Origin of the sequence: Prevotella sp. oral taxon 376, assembly GCF_003043945.1 — a bacterium.
In the GTDB taxonomy this organism is placed as follows: domain Bacteria; phylum Bacteroidota; class Bacteroidia; order Bacteroidales; family Bacteroidaceae; genus Prevotella.
This window is the reverse complement of the sequence record NZ_PYXG01000001.1, coordinates 180,619-197,761: the sequence shown is the minus strand read 5'-3', so window position 1 is coordinate 197,761 and position 17,143 is coordinate 180,619. Positions and strand designations below refer to the sequence as shown.

At 52.4% G+C, this 17,143-nt stretch carries 9 protein-coding genes and 1 pseudogene; 6 read left to right on the top strand and 4 right to left on the bottom strand.

Annotated features, from left to right (window positions below; genetic code table 11):
• Positions 1-5 precede the first annotated feature (5 nt).
• From C7120_RS00820 to C7120_RS00805, 4 genes are all read right to left on the bottom strand, one after another.
• On the bottom strand, positions 6-2,024 hold the full coding sequence (locus C7120_RS00820; protein ID WP_107619955.1) for a transketolase: 2,019 nt from the start codon (positions 2,022-2,024) through the stop codon (positions 6-8).
• Positions 2,025-2,060: 36 nt separating this feature from the next.
• On the bottom strand, positions 2,061-2,375 hold the full coding sequence (locus tag C7120_RS00815; protein ID WP_107619954.1) for a hypothetical protein: 315 nt from the start codon (positions 2,373-2,375) through the stop codon (positions 2,061-2,063).
• Positions 2,376-2,762: 387 nt separating this feature from the next.
• Positions 2,763-3,761 carry a FecR family protein gene (locus tag C7120_RS00810; RefSeq protein ID WP_107619953.1) on the bottom strand — a complete coding sequence of 333 codons (999 nt, stop codon included), beginning with the start codon at positions 3,759-3,761 and terminating at the stop codon, positions 2,763-2,765.
• Between the two features lie 93 nt (positions 3,762-3,854).
• Positions 3,855-4,385: an RNA polymerase sigma-70 factor gene (locus C7120_RS00805; RefSeq protein WP_107619952.1), complete on the bottom strand. Its 531-nt coding sequence runs from the start codon at positions 4,383-4,385 to the stop codon at positions 3,855-3,857.
• A 360-nt stretch (positions 4,386-4,745) separates the two neighbouring features.
• Between C7120_RS00805 and C7120_RS00800 the strand changes: the two genes are divergently transcribed.
• From C7120_RS00800 to C7120_RS00780, 6 genes and pseudogenes are all read left to right on the top strand, one after another.
• Positions 4,746-8,297, top strand: coding sequence for a SusC/RagA family TonB-linked outer membrane protein (locus C7120_RS00800; RefSeq protein WP_107619951.1), 3,552 nt, complete (start codon positions 4,746-4,748; stop codon positions 8,295-8,297).
• A gap of 24 nt (positions 8,298-8,321) precedes the next feature.
• Complete coding sequence (locus C7120_RS00795; RefSeq protein ID WP_107621331.1) at positions 8,322-10,142, top strand: SusD/RagB family nutrient-binding outer membrane lipoprotein; 1,821 nt, start codon at positions 8,322-8,324, stop codon at positions 10,140-10,142.
• A gap of 275 nt (positions 10,143-10,417) precedes the next feature.
• A complete protein-coding gene (locus C7120_RS00790; protein ID WP_107619950.1) occupies positions 10,418-13,552 on the top strand; it encodes a glycosyl hydrolase family 85 in 3,135 nt (1,044 codons plus the stop codon).
• Between the two features lie 105 nt (positions 13,553-13,657).
• A pseudogene (locus C7120_RS14100) lies at positions 13,658-14,740 on the top strand (SGNH/GDSL hydrolase family protein); the annotation flags it as partial.
• Positions 14,741-15,973, top strand: coding sequence for a sialidase family protein (locus C7120_RS14000; RefSeq protein WP_233247059.1), 1,233 nt, complete (start codon positions 14,741-14,743; stop codon positions 15,971-15,973).
• A complete protein-coding gene (locus C7120_RS00780; RefSeq protein ID WP_158267330.1) occupies positions 15,960-17,126 on the top strand; it encodes a cyclically-permuted mutarotase family protein in 1,167 nt (388 codons plus the stop codon). Before C7120_RS14000 ends, C7120_RS00780 begins: the two co-directional genes overlap by 14 nt.
• Positions 17,127-17,143: the final 17 nt, after the last annotated feature.

The window sequence follows — 17,143 nt, the reverse complement described above, 5'->3', positions numbered from 1 at the left end:
CGCTTTCAGTTGTTTAGGAATCGTTTAACTTGTTGGTATATGTTCTCGGCCGTGAAGCCTAATTTCTCGTCCAATACCTTATAGGGGGCAGAGAAGCCGAAGCTTTCCAAGCCATAGACGGTGCCGTTGGCGCCTACCAGTCCTTCAAGAGTTACGGGCAGACCGGCCGTAAGGCCGAATATCCTGGCACCCTTAGGCAGCACTTCTTCCTGATATTCCTTACTCTGGCGGCGGAAAAGGCCCTCTGAAGGGACGCTTACCACACGCACCTTGCAGTCTTCCTTACGGAGCAGGGACGCGGCTTCAACCAATGTTGAGACTTCTGACCCACTCGCCGTGAGGATAACATCATAGTCGGTGTCCGAGCCCGCAACGATATAGGCGCCTTTGCGAGCTTGCTCGCAGTCGTTGCCTTGAGGTAGGTTCGTGATGTTCTGACGGGAAAGAATCAGCGCTGTAGGCGTTTCCATGTTTTCCATAGCCATAGCCCAGCACACCGTGGTTTCCTCTGCGTCTGCGGGCCGGAATACTCGGATGCTGTCCTTGCCATGATGATTCTTCAGCCTTTCCATCAGGCGTATCTGGGCTTCCTGTTCCACGGGCTCGTGGGTAGGGCCGTCCTCGCCGACCCGGAAAGCGTCGTGTGTCCAGATGAACTTAATGGGGACTTCCATCAAGGCAGCGAGCCGGGCAGCCGGTTTCATATAGTCTGAGAAGACGAAGAAGGTGCCGCATGCGGGGATAACGCCACCATGCAGGTACATGCCGATGCACATGCAGGCCATGGTGAGCTCTGCGACGCCGGCCTGGAAGAATGCTCCGCTGAAGTCATTCCTTTGGAAAGAGTGGGTTTGTTTCAGGAAACCGTCGGTCTTGTCGGAATTGGAAAGGTCGGCCGAGGCGCACACCATATTGGGGACCTGCTGCGCCAGTATGCCCAGGCAGGCTGCGGAAGCGGCCCGGGTGGCAATGTCGGCCTTCTGCGTAAGCACGCCCCAATCTATCTTCGGGGCTTTGCCCGAGAACCATTCTGCCTTCTGCGCCGCCTTTTCCGGATTTTGCCTGGCCCATTTCTCTTCCTCCCGGCGGCGCTCGGCAACGATTTTCTTCAGGGTCTCACGCCGCTCTTCATAGAGATTTTTCACATCGTCGAAGATGACGAACGCGTTGTCGGGATTGCCGCCGAGATGCTCGATGGTCTTGCGATAGGCCTCTCCCCCTAAGGGTGCGCCATGCGTCTTGATGCTGTGCTCGTAGCTTGTGCCGTCGTCCTTGAGGGCTCCCTTGCCCATAATGGTCTTGCCGATGATGAGGGTCGGGCGTGTCGTCTCGGCGTTGGCAGCCGTCAGTGCCTGTCGAATCTGATCGGGGTTGTTGCCGTCGATGTTGATGACATTCCATCCCCAGGCCTTGTATTTGGCCTCGGTATCTTCCTTCATGACCTCGCCGCACTCCGTGGATAGTTGGATGTCATTAGAGTCATAGAACATGATGAGGTTGTTCAGACCGAGCAAACCGGCAATGCGCCCTGTGCCCTGAGATATCTCCTCTTGGATGCCGCCGTCGCTGATATAGGCATAGACTTTGTGTTGCATCACCTCATGCCCTAAGCGCGCCTCGAGGAATTTCTCGGCTACTGCGGCGCCGGCAGCGAAGGTGTGTCCCTGTCCGAGCGGGCCTGAGGTGTTCTCGATGCCGTGCATGATGTCGCGCTCGGGGTGCCCCGGGGTGGGAGAACCCCACTGGCGGAACTGCTGGAGCTCGTCGAGCGTAAACTTTCTCTGCATTGCCAGAGCCGAATACAGCATGGGCGACATGTGCCCGGGGTCGAGGAAGAAGCGGTCTCTGCCAGTCCAAGTGGGGTCGGAGGGGTCGTAAACCAGGAATTCAGAGAAGAGCACATTGATGAAGTCAGCGCCGCCCATGGCCCCACCGGGATGGCCTGACTTGGCTTTCTCAACCATAGAGGCAGCCAGAATCCTGATGTTATCGGCTGCATGGTTCATCAATTTCTTGTCGTTCATATATTGTTCTTTGATTTTGTTTTATTTGCAAATATACTATTTTAAATCTAAAATGACGATGGATTTCCGTTGTAATTTGCCCTGGAGGATATTTTTCTTCTGTTTGGCGTCCTTGAATTCCGGGAGCTTCCCTTGTCTGTCGGGCACCATGAGCGAGACGACGCGCCCGCCGAAGTTGGTGATGCAGGCTTCCATTCCCAGTCGGTTTGTCAGGATGTAGAGGCTGACGGGCTTGCCATTGATGATGGAGTCGAATCTTGCAGGGTCGAGCCCGGATACGGTCTTGTTGCCCGAGCAGGCTGCGGGCATGCCCACGACTTCACAGAGGAGCAGGCCTTTCAAGTTTTTCATATATAGATATGTATTGATAGGGCATTTTTCTTTTTCGCTGTAAATTTACTCATTTTTTTGAAGAAAAGGAAGGTTTTGACGGGAAAAAATCGTGGCGTGTGGTCATAAGGCCTATTTCTGTCAGTCAAGCATGTGCATTCCTGCCGATTTTCCACTGCCGGCGGGCCCGACGGGCAATGGTTGGCAGGAAAGGCGGGGAAGGTAGACCAAAGGCTTGCCAACGGCTGGTAATATCGTTACTAACCGTTAGTAATGACATTACAAGCCGCGTGTAATCGTGTTACACGCGGCTTGTAATTCTATCGTTTGCCGTTTGCGATGCGGGTGGGGGTAGTTTCTTCCGTTGCGGCCGGCGGCTATCCTCGCGGCCAGCGACATCGGAGAGCGTTATTGCGCCGCGCCTTTCCGTCGTCCGTAGAGCGTTACGGCGTTGCCTCTGCGCTTGTAGGTGAAGGGCACGGAGTAGGAGAGTGCGTCGAGCACATCGTCAATCTTGTCGCCGCGGCGTATGTATCCGGAATAGGTGGAGCGGCGGTCAAGCCCCGCGGAGAGGTCTATCTCTACGCCATACAGGTTTTCCAGCACATGGGCGATGTCCCTGACCGACATGTTGCGAAACGGTATCATGCCGTCGTGCCATACTGCCTCGAGGGGCGCATAGACATCCTTCACCTCCATGGTGTGCCGCGCCTTGTCGATAATGGCTTTCTGATTGGGCTGTATGACGATTTTTCCCTCGCCGTGGTTGCCTGTTATCTCAAGGCTTCCTTCCAGCAGGCTCACTTCCTCGTGGTTGTTCTTGCAGAGTGTATTGAAATTAAAGACGGTGCCCAGGACACGCGCGCTGACGCCATGGCTGCTTACGATGAACGGCCTGGCGGGGTTCTTGGTTACGCTGAACAGGGCTTCGCCCGAAAGTTCTATGCGACGCTCCTTACCATTGAATGCCTTCGGATAGCTGATAGAACCGTTCTTGTTGAGCCATACCTTGGAATGATCGGGCAGCGTGAGCTCCATCGCTTTCGTGGCAGACGCCGTTATATGAATCATCTCGGTGCGGCCGTAGTAGTTCCATAGGGCGACGACGCCTCCGACCAGAACAAGCAGTCCGACGGCGGCATAGCGCAGGATGCTCAGGTGGCGGGTCGTAGTACGGCGTGTCTCGTAGCGGTGTATTTCACCAAATAGCTCTGCCTCCGCCTTGTCAAGGGCTTTTCCGGAAAGAGGCCGGCGACCTTTGCCTTGGCGATAGAGGAGCTCCGCCCTGAAGAGCGCGTCTTCGTTTTCGGGCGTCTCCGAGAGCCATTCGTGCAGCTGGCTGAGCTCCCTGTCAGAGCATTTCCCCAATATATAGTCCTTGATGAGCTTATGATTGATATCCTTCATTCGTGTCTTGTTAGTTGTATTTTTTCCTTGTCTCGTTATTAGAGAAACAATTGTCGGCCCAAAATAGCTTACTCCTGAAAATATAAAATATGTTTATTTGTGTTTCAGATAAGATAAGTCGTTGCGCAGGAGCTTAAGTGCCTTGTAGATATGTGCGTCCACCGTGCGCACCGATACTTCCATGACATCGGCAATCTCCTTGTTCTTCATCTCGTGGAGGTAGCTCATGACGAAGGCCTGGCGGCATTTGTCGGGCAGCCTCCGGATGGCCGTCTCTATCTGGCCGTGCAGCTCCTGGTTTTCTATGGCTTGCATCACATCGTTATGGTCGGGGCTGTAGAATCTCATCCTGCGGGCCTCTATGTCCTCTAATATCCCTGAATGTCCCTTGACAATGGTCTGATGCTTCAGGCTGTTCAGGGCTCGATTGTAGACGGTGCGATACAGGAAAGCCTTGAGGTGGCTGTCGTCGGCTATGGAGTTTCGGTGTTTCCATAGCTCCACGAAAGCCTCCTGGACAATGTCTTTCATTTCGTCCTCGTCCACCAACTGCAGTGCATAATAGGCCATCTGGGGATATAGCTCCCTGAATATCAGCCTAAATTCATCTTCAGTAATGCTCATCTATATCGCTTTCTGTTAACAAAAAGTTCACTTCCACGGCCGTTCATGCTTTTCTTTTTAAGGTAAAGGCAAAATCAAGCGGCAAGTTCCGTGGAATTCGTCTTCTGTGAATCTAATTGCCAAATTTACACTTTTAAAGTCATATTCGCAATAAGGTGGCATTTGATTTTAATTTATTTAACATCGCCTTCATGCCGATTCCGGATATTGGCAGTAATAAAATCAAGGTATGAGAAAAATATTTTTCAGAAAAAACGATTTGTGCTAAGCAATTTTGTGCATTGGTTTGTTATTTCTAAAGAACGGTAATCTAAACTTGTTGAATTAATAACTTAAACATTAAACTATTTTACTCCAATCATGGACAAGAAAAACTATGAACGCGGCTTGGTGCTATGCAAGGCCTTTATCGTGCTTTTTCTCCTGTGCGTGCCGGTTTCCCGGGTCTCTGCGCAGGTGAATCTGTCTACCAAGCGCGCCAAGTTAGAGACAGTGATCAACCAGCTTAAGACGAACTCGAAGTATCGTTTCTTCTACAACGACGACTTGGCTAAGCTGGAAGTCAACGAAATCCAGGCCAAGAACGAGCCGCTGAAGAGCGTACTCGACAAGCTCTTTGCCGGTACGGGCATTTCCTACAAGATCATAGACAATGTGGTCTACCTCTCCAGGGAAGGTTCCCAGGCACAGCCCAAGAAGTCTGCGAGCCAGAAACCGGGAGAGCCTCGCACCATCGCGGGAACGGTTACCGATGCGAACGGCGAGCCTCTCATCGGCGTTAGCGTGATGGTGAAGGGTACCTCTCACGGTGCCGTTACCGACATCGATGGCCATTATTCCTTCACGACGGAGGAGGCCAATCCCGTTCTGGTCTACTCTTATGTGGGCTACGGCACGCAGGAGGTGGCCATGCAGGGTCGTACCAAGATCGACCTCGTGATGCGCGAGGAGGCCCTCACGCTGAACGATGTCGTGGTTACCGCCATGGGTATCCAGCGCAAGGAAGAGTCGCTCACCTACGCTACCCAGAGGGTGAAGGCGGAAGACTTCATGAAGGTGCAGGACCCCAATATCGCCAACTCGCTCGAGGGAAAGGTGTCCGGCCTGACCATCACGCCGAGTGCCGGCGGTGCCGGCGGTGGTACGAAAATCGTGCTTCGCGGCGCCAAGTCTATTTTGGGGAATAGCTCTCCGCTGATTGTGGTCGACGGCGTGCCTATGAGCAACGGTGCTCGTGGACGCCGTGATATGAATGGCGAGGGATTCACTTATAGCGGTATGTCCGAGGGCTCTGATCCCCTCTCGCTCCTCAACCCCGACGATATTGAGTCGATCAATGTGCTCAAGGGAGCCAACGCCGCGGCCCTCTATGGTTCGGTGGCTGCCAACGGCGTGGTGATGATTACTACCAAGAAAGGTCGTGAGGGGCGTCTCGATATCAATGTTACTTCCAACATCACATTTGATACTCCGCTCATGACACCGAAGATACAGAATGTCTATGGAGGGACGGTGTCGTCCAATGGTCTTACTCCCGATGGATGGGGGCCTAAAATCGGCACTCTTCCCGAGAATCAGTTGACTTTCAGCGCACCGCTCAACACCACTAATTTCGGTGCTGATGCCAGCCATGATATCCATTTACGCAACTATGCGCAGAACGAAGTGGACAAGTTTTTCCGCACGGGCGTTACCACCAATAACTCGCTCTCGCTGTCGGGCGGCACGGAGAAGATGACCATCTATTTCTCCATGGCCAACAGCCATGCCAAGGGGCTCATGCGTAACAATAACTATAACCGAAACACGGTCAGTCTGCGCCAGAGCTATAAGTTCTTTGACCGGCTGAAGGTGGAGGTGTCGCTTAACTATGCGCAGACCATTACCCGCAACCGTCCGGGCGGCGGCACGGTAGGCAACCCGATCTATCATCTTTACCTTACCCCGCGCAATGTCGACATGAACTACTATCGAAACAACTATGTAACGAACAATGCCGGATGGATCAGCAATGTACGGGGATACTACAAACAGCTGAACGGAAACTATGTCTATACTGCGGGAACTACGCCGCTTACTGGCCCGCGCCAGGACTGGGTCTTCATGAGCTCTGCTCAGAACAACCCCTACTGGCTTATAAACATGAATAGATCCCGCCAGAAGGAAGACCGTATATGGGGTACCATATCGGGAAATCTGGATATTTACGACGGTCTCTCGTTCCAGGCACGCGTCAATTATGACTATACCCGCTACAACAACGACAGCCGCCAGTATGCCACCACCTTCCTTCCCTCGACGATGCAGGACTACGGACGCTATTGGAATAGCGACAGCAAGACCACCGATATATATATCGACTATCTGCTCAACTATAACAAGACTTTCGGCGACTACGCTGTATCGGCTACGGCAGGATGGGTAGGACACACCGTGAAGGGCGAGTATAAGGGTACCGATGTCGTAGCCTCTTTCTTCGACCGAAATATGCAGGAGCTGCCCACTATTGTCAACTACTTTGATGTGAGTGCCGGAGGCATGGGAGCCACCACGGCTTCCAAGAGTTCCAACTGGGATCGCGCCTGGCTCTTTACCGCACAGCTGGGGTGGAAGGACATGGTATACTTCGACGGCTCCTATCGCCGCGACTGGTATCGCCCCTTCCGCTTCTTCAAACTTGGAGGCATTGCCAAGACTGACAACTATGGCTATTTCGGCATCGGAGCCAATACCATTCTCAGTAAGGTATTCAAATTGCCGAAGCCCATCAACTACCTGAAGTACCGTGTATCGTATTCCGAGGTGGGTAACTCGATTCCCAATATCGCTTATAATGCCGTGGAGAAAAATCTGCAGACCGGTGCCACACAGGGCAGCCAGTATGCGCAGTTCGCCGATCCGCGTCCAGAGAAGACCCGCTCTTTCGAGACCGGTATTGAGAGTTTGTGGTTGAATAACCGACTGAGCTTCGACCTTACTTACTATAATGCTGTCATGAGCCATCTTTACATGACTGTGGGAACCGGCACCGGACTTACCCAGGCTCTCAACTCCGCCAAGGTACGCAACCAGGGAATAGAGGCAACCATTGGCTACGACTTCAAGCCTTTCAAGTGGCTGCGTTGGCGTACGAGCTACAATGTGTCTTATAACCATAACAGAATTCTCAATACTGCCCTCGACCCGGAAGGCCACGAGCGTCTCATTGAGCAGCGTGTGGCCGGAACGCATGTCATCTACAAGAAGGGCGGATCCATCGGCGATATGTACATCGCAGACTTCGCTCGTGATGACAAGGGGCATATCAAGCTCAATTCCAAGGGGAAGCCGAGGATGGACAAGAGCGGTAAGCTGATGTATATCGGCAATATGAATGCCAATTGGCAGATGGGCTGGAGCAACACCTTCAACTGGAAGGAGCTAAGCCTCTCGTTCCTTATCAACGGGCGCATCGGTGGCAAGGTGATCTCACTCACTGAGCAGCAGTTCGACAAATATGGCTTCTCACAGCGTTCGGCCGATGCCCGTCTCTATGCGGAGCAGAACAACATCGTGGCTACGAAATATCGTAACGCCCCGGGAATGGAGCTTCCCGACGGCAGCGGACGCATTGTGCCCATAAAGACTTACTATGAGGCTATCGGTTCGGCAAACAGCCCCATCGACTATATCTACAGCGCAACCAATTTCCGTATGCGTGAGTTGTCGTTAGGCTATACTTTCCGCAATCTTTTCGGACTCAACCGGAATCTTAACTGTTCGTTCATCGCGCGCAACTTGTTCTTTATCTACAAGGACTCACCGACCGATCCGGATGTGTCTCTTTCCACGCAGAACGGTCTCGGTGCCTTTGAGCTTTACAACATGCCCTCTACACGCTCCTACGGATTCTCGGTAAAAATGAATTTCTAAATGACTTATTTAAAGCAAATGACTATGAAACTTGAAAATATAGGAAAATTCATGGCGTTCTCCTTTGCGGGACTCATGCTCGGTTCCTGTCTCGATTTCGATGTTACTGGCGCGGAGTTTAACCAGACCCAGTCGAATGTGGAGAAAGTTACGCGCCGAGGACAGGTAGACTCCATCGGCTATCGGGGCACCATTACCAAGGACGATTTCGAAGCGGCCATGAAGGCCTGTGAGACAAACTTTGGCGTGGCTACGGGTGGAGTGTACGCCTTGCGCGGCGGAAAAAAGGGAGAGTTGCCCGGTACGCATCAGTATCAGTACCAGTTTATGCTGGGCGCGGATCAGTATGCCCAGTATGGTGTAATACCTCATGTCAACTTCCCTTATTCGGGTATTGATATAGAGACTTCTTATTCTATCCACCAGAAGGCTTACGGTGGTGCCTATGGCGCGTTCCACTTTGTGGAGGCACCCATAGTACCCCTATTGAATATGGAAGCGATAGACAAGTTGCCCGAGATTAAGGCGATATTCCTGCTGATCTACGACTACGCTGCCCTTGAGGTTGCCGATATCTATGGGCCGCTGCCTTATCAGGACATCAAGACCAACAGGCAGGCTCATCCCTATATCTACAATGATCTCGAAACCATATACAACACCGTAGAGGCCAACATCGACACCATCGTCAACTGTCTGCGCTATTTCCCCCAGAAGGAGGAATGGTATCGCAAGCCCATTCTCGAGCGGCTGGTGCGCCTTGTGCCTATCAACATGGAGGGCATAAACAAGGGCTACACCGACTTGGATGTCTTCGTGCGCTTTGCCAACTCGCTGAAGCTGCGCATGGCCATGCACATCGTGAAGGTGGATCCCGGCAAGGCTAAACGGTGGGCCGAAGAGGCCGTGGCCGGCGGAGTCGTAGAGACTGAGGCTCACGAGATGGCACTCTATGGCTCGATGCTCGGATTCCAGTCGCCGCTCATAGAGGGATGGAACTCTTGGGGCGATATGCGCATGAGCGCAGGCATGGAGCAGGTGCTCAAGGGTCTCAACCATCCCTTCCTCAACCTGCTTTTTGAGAAGAACGAGCGCATTTGGAATAATAATGTACCTTCCGACAATCCCAACTATGAACTTAAGCCTGGTACAGACTATAAGGGAATACGCACCGGAACATATGTGGAGAAGGAACAGAACGGACCTACCAATCCTTATAACGGCTTCTCAAAGATTAACCAGCTCTATATCATGCAAGCTCCGCTCTATCTGATGAAGCTTTCCGAGGTGTGTTTCCTGCGTGCCGAGGGTGCCGTGAGAGGATGGAATATGGGCGGTTCGGCCAAAGACTTCTATGAGCAGGGTATCCGCGCGGGCGATATACAAGACCGTGTGACGGGATTGCTCAAGGGGAAATATGAGGAAGCTTTGGATACATATATGGCACAGGAGAGCGCCACGCCCTTTACTTATGTCGACCCCACGGGCGAGACCGACCCCATACAGAGCGAGATTACTATCGGCGTGAAATGGAATGAGGGAGATTCTAAGGAGGTGAAGCTTGAGAAGATCATCACCCAGAAATGGATTACGGGCTTCCCCGTCAGCTTTGAGGCATGGGTTGACTTGCGACGCACAGGATACCCCCGTCTCTTCGATGTGCTGAACCCTGAGGACGGTGATGGCTCATTGGACGAGGGGGACATCATCCGTCGTCTGCCATTTCCCGACACTTCCGACCAGTCGGTACTCCTGGATGTTACCACCACAGGACTTAAAGCCCTTGGCGGAGCTGACGAGCAGGCTACACGCCTCTGGTGGGATGTGAATAAGGATAATTTCTAAAACCTGTTCCGGTCTTTCGGGAGGGCTGGTGAGGTTCTTTGCCTCCGGTCCTCCCAAAAGGGGAATAGGGATTACGGGCGGAGAAACTATATATCAACAAAAGGCTCATAATCAGTAATAATTTTAGAGAAGGAGACAAAAACAAAGAAGAAAAAACTAACAACTAACAACAATTTAATAACAAACCTCAAACACCCATGACAATCCGTTTCCCCACAAATGCCTCGAACGAGGAGGGAAGAGAGGATTAGATGGACTAAAAAACATTATTAATCATGAAGAAAAAAATTACTTTGGTAATGCTGGCCATGGTCGCGATGTTAATGGGTAAGCCCGTAACGGCCACAGCTCAAAACTACGACTTCAGTAAAGTTAACTGGACCGACATGCTGGAAGTGTTCTACAAGGCTCTCGCCAACAACAAGCCGTATCCTACGGACGCAGAAATCGAAGCCTTGGGCATTCCGCACGCCGATCTTCAGTTTATCAAGTCGCATGTGGACAAGCGCACTACCGTCAGCGACGACAATCGCCTCATCGGCGACACCTATGCAGGACGCAAGCTCTGGATGAACACGCCTATGGGCAGCGGTAGCGGTGGCGATGCCGGCTATCCGACGGGCGTTTTCCACAGCGATGTGTTCTCTCTCTGGAACTATGTATCGCTTTGGGGCAGTTGGAACCACAGTATCTGCCAGATTCCAGGCGCATGGACCGACGCGGCTCACAAGAACGGCTGCGACATGCTGGGCGGAACGATATTCTTCGACGGCTACTCCACATTATATGCCAAGACCCAGTGGACAACTCGTGCCAACTCCGTAAACGATCAGACACCGGCAAACTACAAGGGCTATAAATATGTGAAGCCGCTTATCCACATGCTGCTCTATTTCGGCGTGGATGGGGTGAACATCAACTGGGAGCTCGGCTCTCCCTCCGAGACCAAGAGTTTTCACAAGGCTCTCTACAGCTATGCCAAGGAGATAGGCTTCAAGAATTTCCACCTGGGTCTCTATACTGTTCAAGCCTATTTGACACATCTGAATGTTGACTATCTCTATACGGAGAGAGACGGTCAGGTAGCTGACATCATGCTGAACTATGGCGGTGAATATAGTGTCAAGCAATCTGCCCAGACAGCCAAGAATGCCAATGCCGGGCTCGGAGCTTCCGGTGTATGGCAGGGCTTCTGGATCAAGGACTTGGATAAATCTTGGTCTTACATGAATGATGGCGACGGTAAGGAGGTGAACTTCTGTCTTTGGGGTGAGCATAAGGACAGCCGTTTCTGGAGCTACAACTCCGGCGCGGGCGCCATGAACCAGCAGGAGAATTACCAGAGCTTCTTGGAGCGTGCTTTCAGCGGCGGTAACCGCAACCCGATCTGGCGTCCTGCAGTAAGCAGTTCCGGCAATAAGATGGAGTGGGACGGTGCCACGCCTCCGCTGAAAACTTTCGCCGGTTTCTCCAATTGGATTCCCGAGCGCTCTACCGTAACCGGAAAGTTCCCGTTCTATACTAATTTCAACCTTGGTAACGGCGAACGCTACAACTATCGTGGAAAGAAGACCGCCGGAGGTTGGTATAACATTTCCGCACAGGATGTGGTACCTACTTATCGCTGGCTCGTGCTCAAAGCCAATCAGACTGTGAGCTCCACCGCGGAGAAGAGCACCAGTATCAACGCGGCCTTCAGTCATGAGGATGCTTTCATCGGAGGCTCATGTCTGCGCCTTACGGGTGATGCCTCACAGCCTACCGATATCGTGCTCTACAATACTGACATCACACCTAACGATGCCGCTACCTATGCCCTCGTGGCCATCAAAGGTGCCGGTGACCGTGGCGAAGGTGTCGTAGAAAGCCATCTCTCGCTGATACTCTTCGTGAACAATGCATGGAAGGAATATCAGATTCCCAACAATAATGGCAAGTCATGGCAGGAGCATCGCATCGCCCTCAATCTCAAGGCTACCGACAAGGTGGAGAAAATTGGTCTTCGTGTGCAGGGCGGCGACGACAAGTACGATATGTATGTAGGTAAGATAGAGTTGAACGACGGCCACAAGGCTATGCCTGTAACTCTTGCGAACCTCACGGCCGAGAAAAAGGGTGAGACACCCTCTACCATGGATTTGAAACTGTGCTGGGATGTCAATGTAGTTCCCAATGCCTACGGTCTTGGTCTCAACAGCACCGCCAACATCGACCACTTTGAGATTCTTGTCAAGGACGGTGAGTCGGGTATCGTCCGTGAGGTGGGTCGCACATCGCAGTGGGCCGCATTCGTTCCCGCCGTTGAAGTGGCTGCTATGCAGCACCCTTATATTGGCGTAGTAGCCGTATCTACTGACCTCAAGACCGTGGGCGAGCCTTTATGGAAGGCTGTGGATAAAGACCCGAATGTAGAAGAGGATCCGTTTGGAACTTACGGAGAATCTACCGCGGACAAGAATGCCGAGGGTTACCAGACCGCGCTGAAATGCCGTGCGGTGGAAAGCTTCAGGACGGAAAATGCCGAGGAGAACATCAACTTCTCACAGACCTACGAGGAGTTCAAGGCCGAGCGCGACGCTACGGGTGGCTTGCAATATCATAAGGTGAAGGGCAAGACCCTCAAGGTAAGACAAGGTACTACCATCGACTTCTGGCTCAAGGGCTTTGATGGCGACAACTCTCTCATCGGTTCTGACGACGACTTCCGCTATTGCTTTGTTGGAGGTTGGATGGACCTTGACGGCAGCGGTACTTTCAACTATGGTAAAGGTATGAAGGAGCAGCCTTTCTGGCTAAACAATAATGTGATGGTGAACGGCAAGGTTTACGCCAATGGTATAGACGGTGAGGAGAACTTCCCGTTTGATAACAGCACTATGGACGGTACGGAGAAATACGGCGAGCGCGTGTTCCGTGCAGGTACTCTGCGCAAGGGAAATCCTTGCTTGGTGAAGGTGGATGGTCTGCATGGCAAGATTGAGATTCCTGACGACGCTCGCCGTGGCCCGAGCCGTCTGCGCATCGTTTATTCCGATGCTTGGTTTGCTGGTGCTTTCGGACCTGTGGGTAAGACTAATAAGGGCTATACCCTCGATATCGATGTGGTAATCGTAGGCGACAACGACAACGAGCGTGGCAGCAAGGACTTGCACGATACGGGTGAAGTCGACGACTGGACTGTCATTACAGACATCACCGATGTGAATAAGGATGAGGGCATAAAGGCCTCCGTACGCGTAGAGGGCGGCAACTTCATGTTCACGAACACCAAGAAAGCCGAGATCTATACGCCAAACGGCCTTATGGTAAAGTCGCTGGCCCGTCCTAACATCGTTGCGGGCAAGGGTATGGTAAAGGGCGTTTACTTGGTTAGACTGAATGGTGGCAAGACAGTCAAGGTGGTTTTATAAACGCCTTGTCTATGCTAACTGACTAATATTTAAGTGCAGGCAGAAGAGATCTTGCGGGTTTCTCTGTCTGCACTTTCTAAAACCTATACTTTTCATCTTACGACTATGAGTATTCTGAAAAAAGCAATTTTCGTGATATTCCTTCTCGTTCTCTTTAATATGGCGACCCGGGCTCAGGCCTTGTCATGGCATGACCCTATGCAGGGCGGTGATTTCCGAATATGGGGGAGGGCCTGGAATGAGGAAATAGGGAAAGAGTATGCGCGGCTTCCTGAGCGTCTGTGCGCCCTGATGCCCGTCAATGTGAAGAAACGGTCTAAAAATGTCGCGGGTCTTAGCGTGCGCTTTGTAAGTTCATCACCCGTAATCCAAGTGAAGTATACCTTTGCGGAGAAGTCCAACCTGCCCAACCTGTCGCTACTCAACCAAGCGGGGATAGACCTCTATGCCACGGATGCCACGGGGCGGAAACGCTGGATCGGCAACCACATGCAATGGAAATTCGACAAAGATACGATTATCATCAGCTATGATGCTCTGAACACTGCGATACACCCGGGAGGAGAACTGAATTTCGAACTTTATCTGCCCCCTTATAGCGTCGTTACATCCCTGCGTATAGGCATTAGCCAGAACGCCTCTTTCCGTTTCCTGAAGCCAGGAGAGGAGCGTCCTGTCGTTATCTATGGCTCCTCTATCGTGCAAGGAGCGTCGCCATCGCGTCCAGGCCTGATGTGGACGAACCTGTTGGGACGGATGAGTGGTCTGCCTATGGTGAATTTGGGCTTCTCGGGAGCGTGCCTGATGGAGCCCGAAGTATTCAAGGCGATGGCAGAGGTGAATGCCCGATGTTTCATTATAGATCCCGTCCCCAACAGTTACCGGCTTACTGAAGAGGAAATTATCGGGCGTGTCAGGGAGGGGGTGCGTATCCTGCGGCAGCGGAGCCAAGTTCCCATTCTGCTCTCTGAGAGTTATCCGCAGGTCGACCGATACTTCTATCCTGCGGCAGAAAATAGCATGCGGGCTGCCAACAAGGCCTTGCGCAGAGCTTTTGATAGTCTGCGGAAAGAGGGGGTAGAGAATTTATATTATCAGTCGAGCGAGGCCATTGCTCTGCCGGAAGAAGGCATGATAGAGGGTACGCATCCCAGCGATATCGGTAACGAGGCCTATGCCCGAGCCTATATCAGACAGCTCCAAGTGATACTTCCGAACGACTTCCCCTATACTACCGTAGTATTCGACAATGCCCATAGTCCGGTGCCGTTTCGCATTCCGGCCTTGACCGCAACGCGTGACGGTCGGCTACTTGCCGCTTGCGACTACCGCATAAACAGGGCGGATGTAGGATGGAATCATCGCAACGGTCTTTGGGAGGTAGATATAGTGATGAAGCAGAGCTGCGACCGTGGCCTCACATGGGTCGACTCGGCCTGTGTGGCTTGTGGGGACGAGCATGCAGCTGATACTGTACGCACTGCTTTCGGGGATGCCAGCCTTGTAGCCGACCGAACATCAGATGAGGTACTGCTCCATTGCGTGGCGGGCAAGGTGGGCTACCAGAGGGCAACACGGCGAGATCCACAGCATGCCGTCTTCTTTCGCAGTGCCGATGGAGGGTACACTTGGGATCATGGAACCGATCTGACGGAGCTTATCTATGCCCTCTACGACGGCAAGCTGCCCAACGGGGGACAAGCCGATGGCATTTTCCTGACCTCGGGCAAAATAACGCAAAGCCGATATATCAGGAAAGGAAGATACTATCGCCTCTACATCGCACACCCCGTGAGGCAGAAGAACATGTCCCGATGCGGTACATTCGTTATCTACTCCGACGATTTCGGGCGCACATGGCAGGTGCTCGGCAATCCGAGCAAGGCTCCCTCTATAGCCCAGGATGAAGGCAAGGTGGACGAATTGCCGGATGGAAGCGTTCTTTTAAGTTGTCGTGATATGGAGGGTGGCCGTCGTTATAATGTGTTTACCTACAGCAATGCGAGGAAAACCAAGGGAAGCTGGGGTACTGAAGTGATGCCGTATAACATGACAAGCAGAGAGGTAAACGCTTGCAACGGCGATCTTCTCATAGTCTCCGCAACGCGCCGGACTGATGGTAAGCCCATGCATGTAGCCCTTCAGTCGGTGCCCCTCAGTCCACGCCGAGATAGTTTGGGCTTCTTCTTTAAGGAAATAGCGTCGGCGGATGACTATGCCACTGCCGAACGGTTAGGTCGCGGATGGCGGAAGGGATTTTGCCTGACGGGCGAATCGTCGTGCTATTCCACGATGGTGTTGATGGATAATCGTTGTCTGGGAGTACTCTACGAGGTAAGGGGCAAGGATGATGGCTACGATATTGCATTCAGTAGTCTCCCACTTTGGAGGATAACCAATGGGCAATATGAGATACGCTGAACAGTTAGAATATGTGGTTAAGGGCATCTCCCGTAAGGTGGGTATGAAATTGAAGATAATACTTTTTGTAATCATGGGTCTAAGTATAACAAGCTGTTGCATGGGAGAAAGCTATGTTCTCCAACGCATGTATGGGTTCCCCTTTCAGGAAGCAGGCTATGAAAAAGGAGTCTCAGCTTGCTTTGCCGGTTATATAGGGAGAACGCTCCTTGTCGCAGGAGGTTGCAATTTCCCTGGGAAGCCAGCCTGCGAAGGAGGACGGAAGAAATACTATAATGGGATTTATGCCGCCATAACGGGCAATGGCGACCAGCTCTTGTGGCGTAAGGTGGGTGAATTGCCTACTGCCTCAGCCTATGGTGTGAGCGTTTCTTGGCATGATCAGGTAATCATGGTGGGTGGAAATAACGAGCAGGGAAGCTTAAAGGGTGTCTGCGCCGTAACGCTGAAAGGCGAGAAGGCCCTCGTGTCGTCCCTGCCGAGCCTGCCTGTAACTATGGACAATATGACGGGTTGCTTAGTGGGTAACCTGCTCTATGTAGCCGGAGGTAATGTGGAAGGACGGGCCTCGCGAAAGGCCTACTGCATGGATTTAGCCTCTGCGGACAAGGGATGGTATAGGTTGCCAGACCTGCCAGGCGATGTGCGGGTGCAGCCCGTTTCGGGAATGACGACTAAGGGTGCCTTTTGCGTGTGGGGTGGATTCCGCCCGAAGAGCGAACTTGAGGCTGCCGCCCTCTCTTTTGACGGATGGGCCTATGATACCGACACTCGAACATGGCGACATTTACCGGCACCGGTTGACATGGAAGGTTCGGAGGTGTTTTTGGGCGGAGGTACGGCAGCGAATCTCGGGACAGAGATGGTAGTTGCCGTAGGCGGGGTGAACAAGGAGGTCTTTTTGTCGGCGCTCAACCATCCGCAGCCAGGCTACATGACCCATGAACCCGAATGGTATAAGTTTAATCCTCTTGTGTTGGTCTATGGAGATGGCTCATGGCGCGTGATGGGTAAGGAGAAGGTAGCGGCGCGTGCCGGTGCAATCCTCGTACCGGTATCGGGCGACCTATATATAATAGGTGGTGAATTGAAGCCCGGTATCCGCACACCGGACATCTTCCGGCTACGTTTCTCTTCTAGAGAGTTGCAATAAAGTCATGAAAAAAAAGT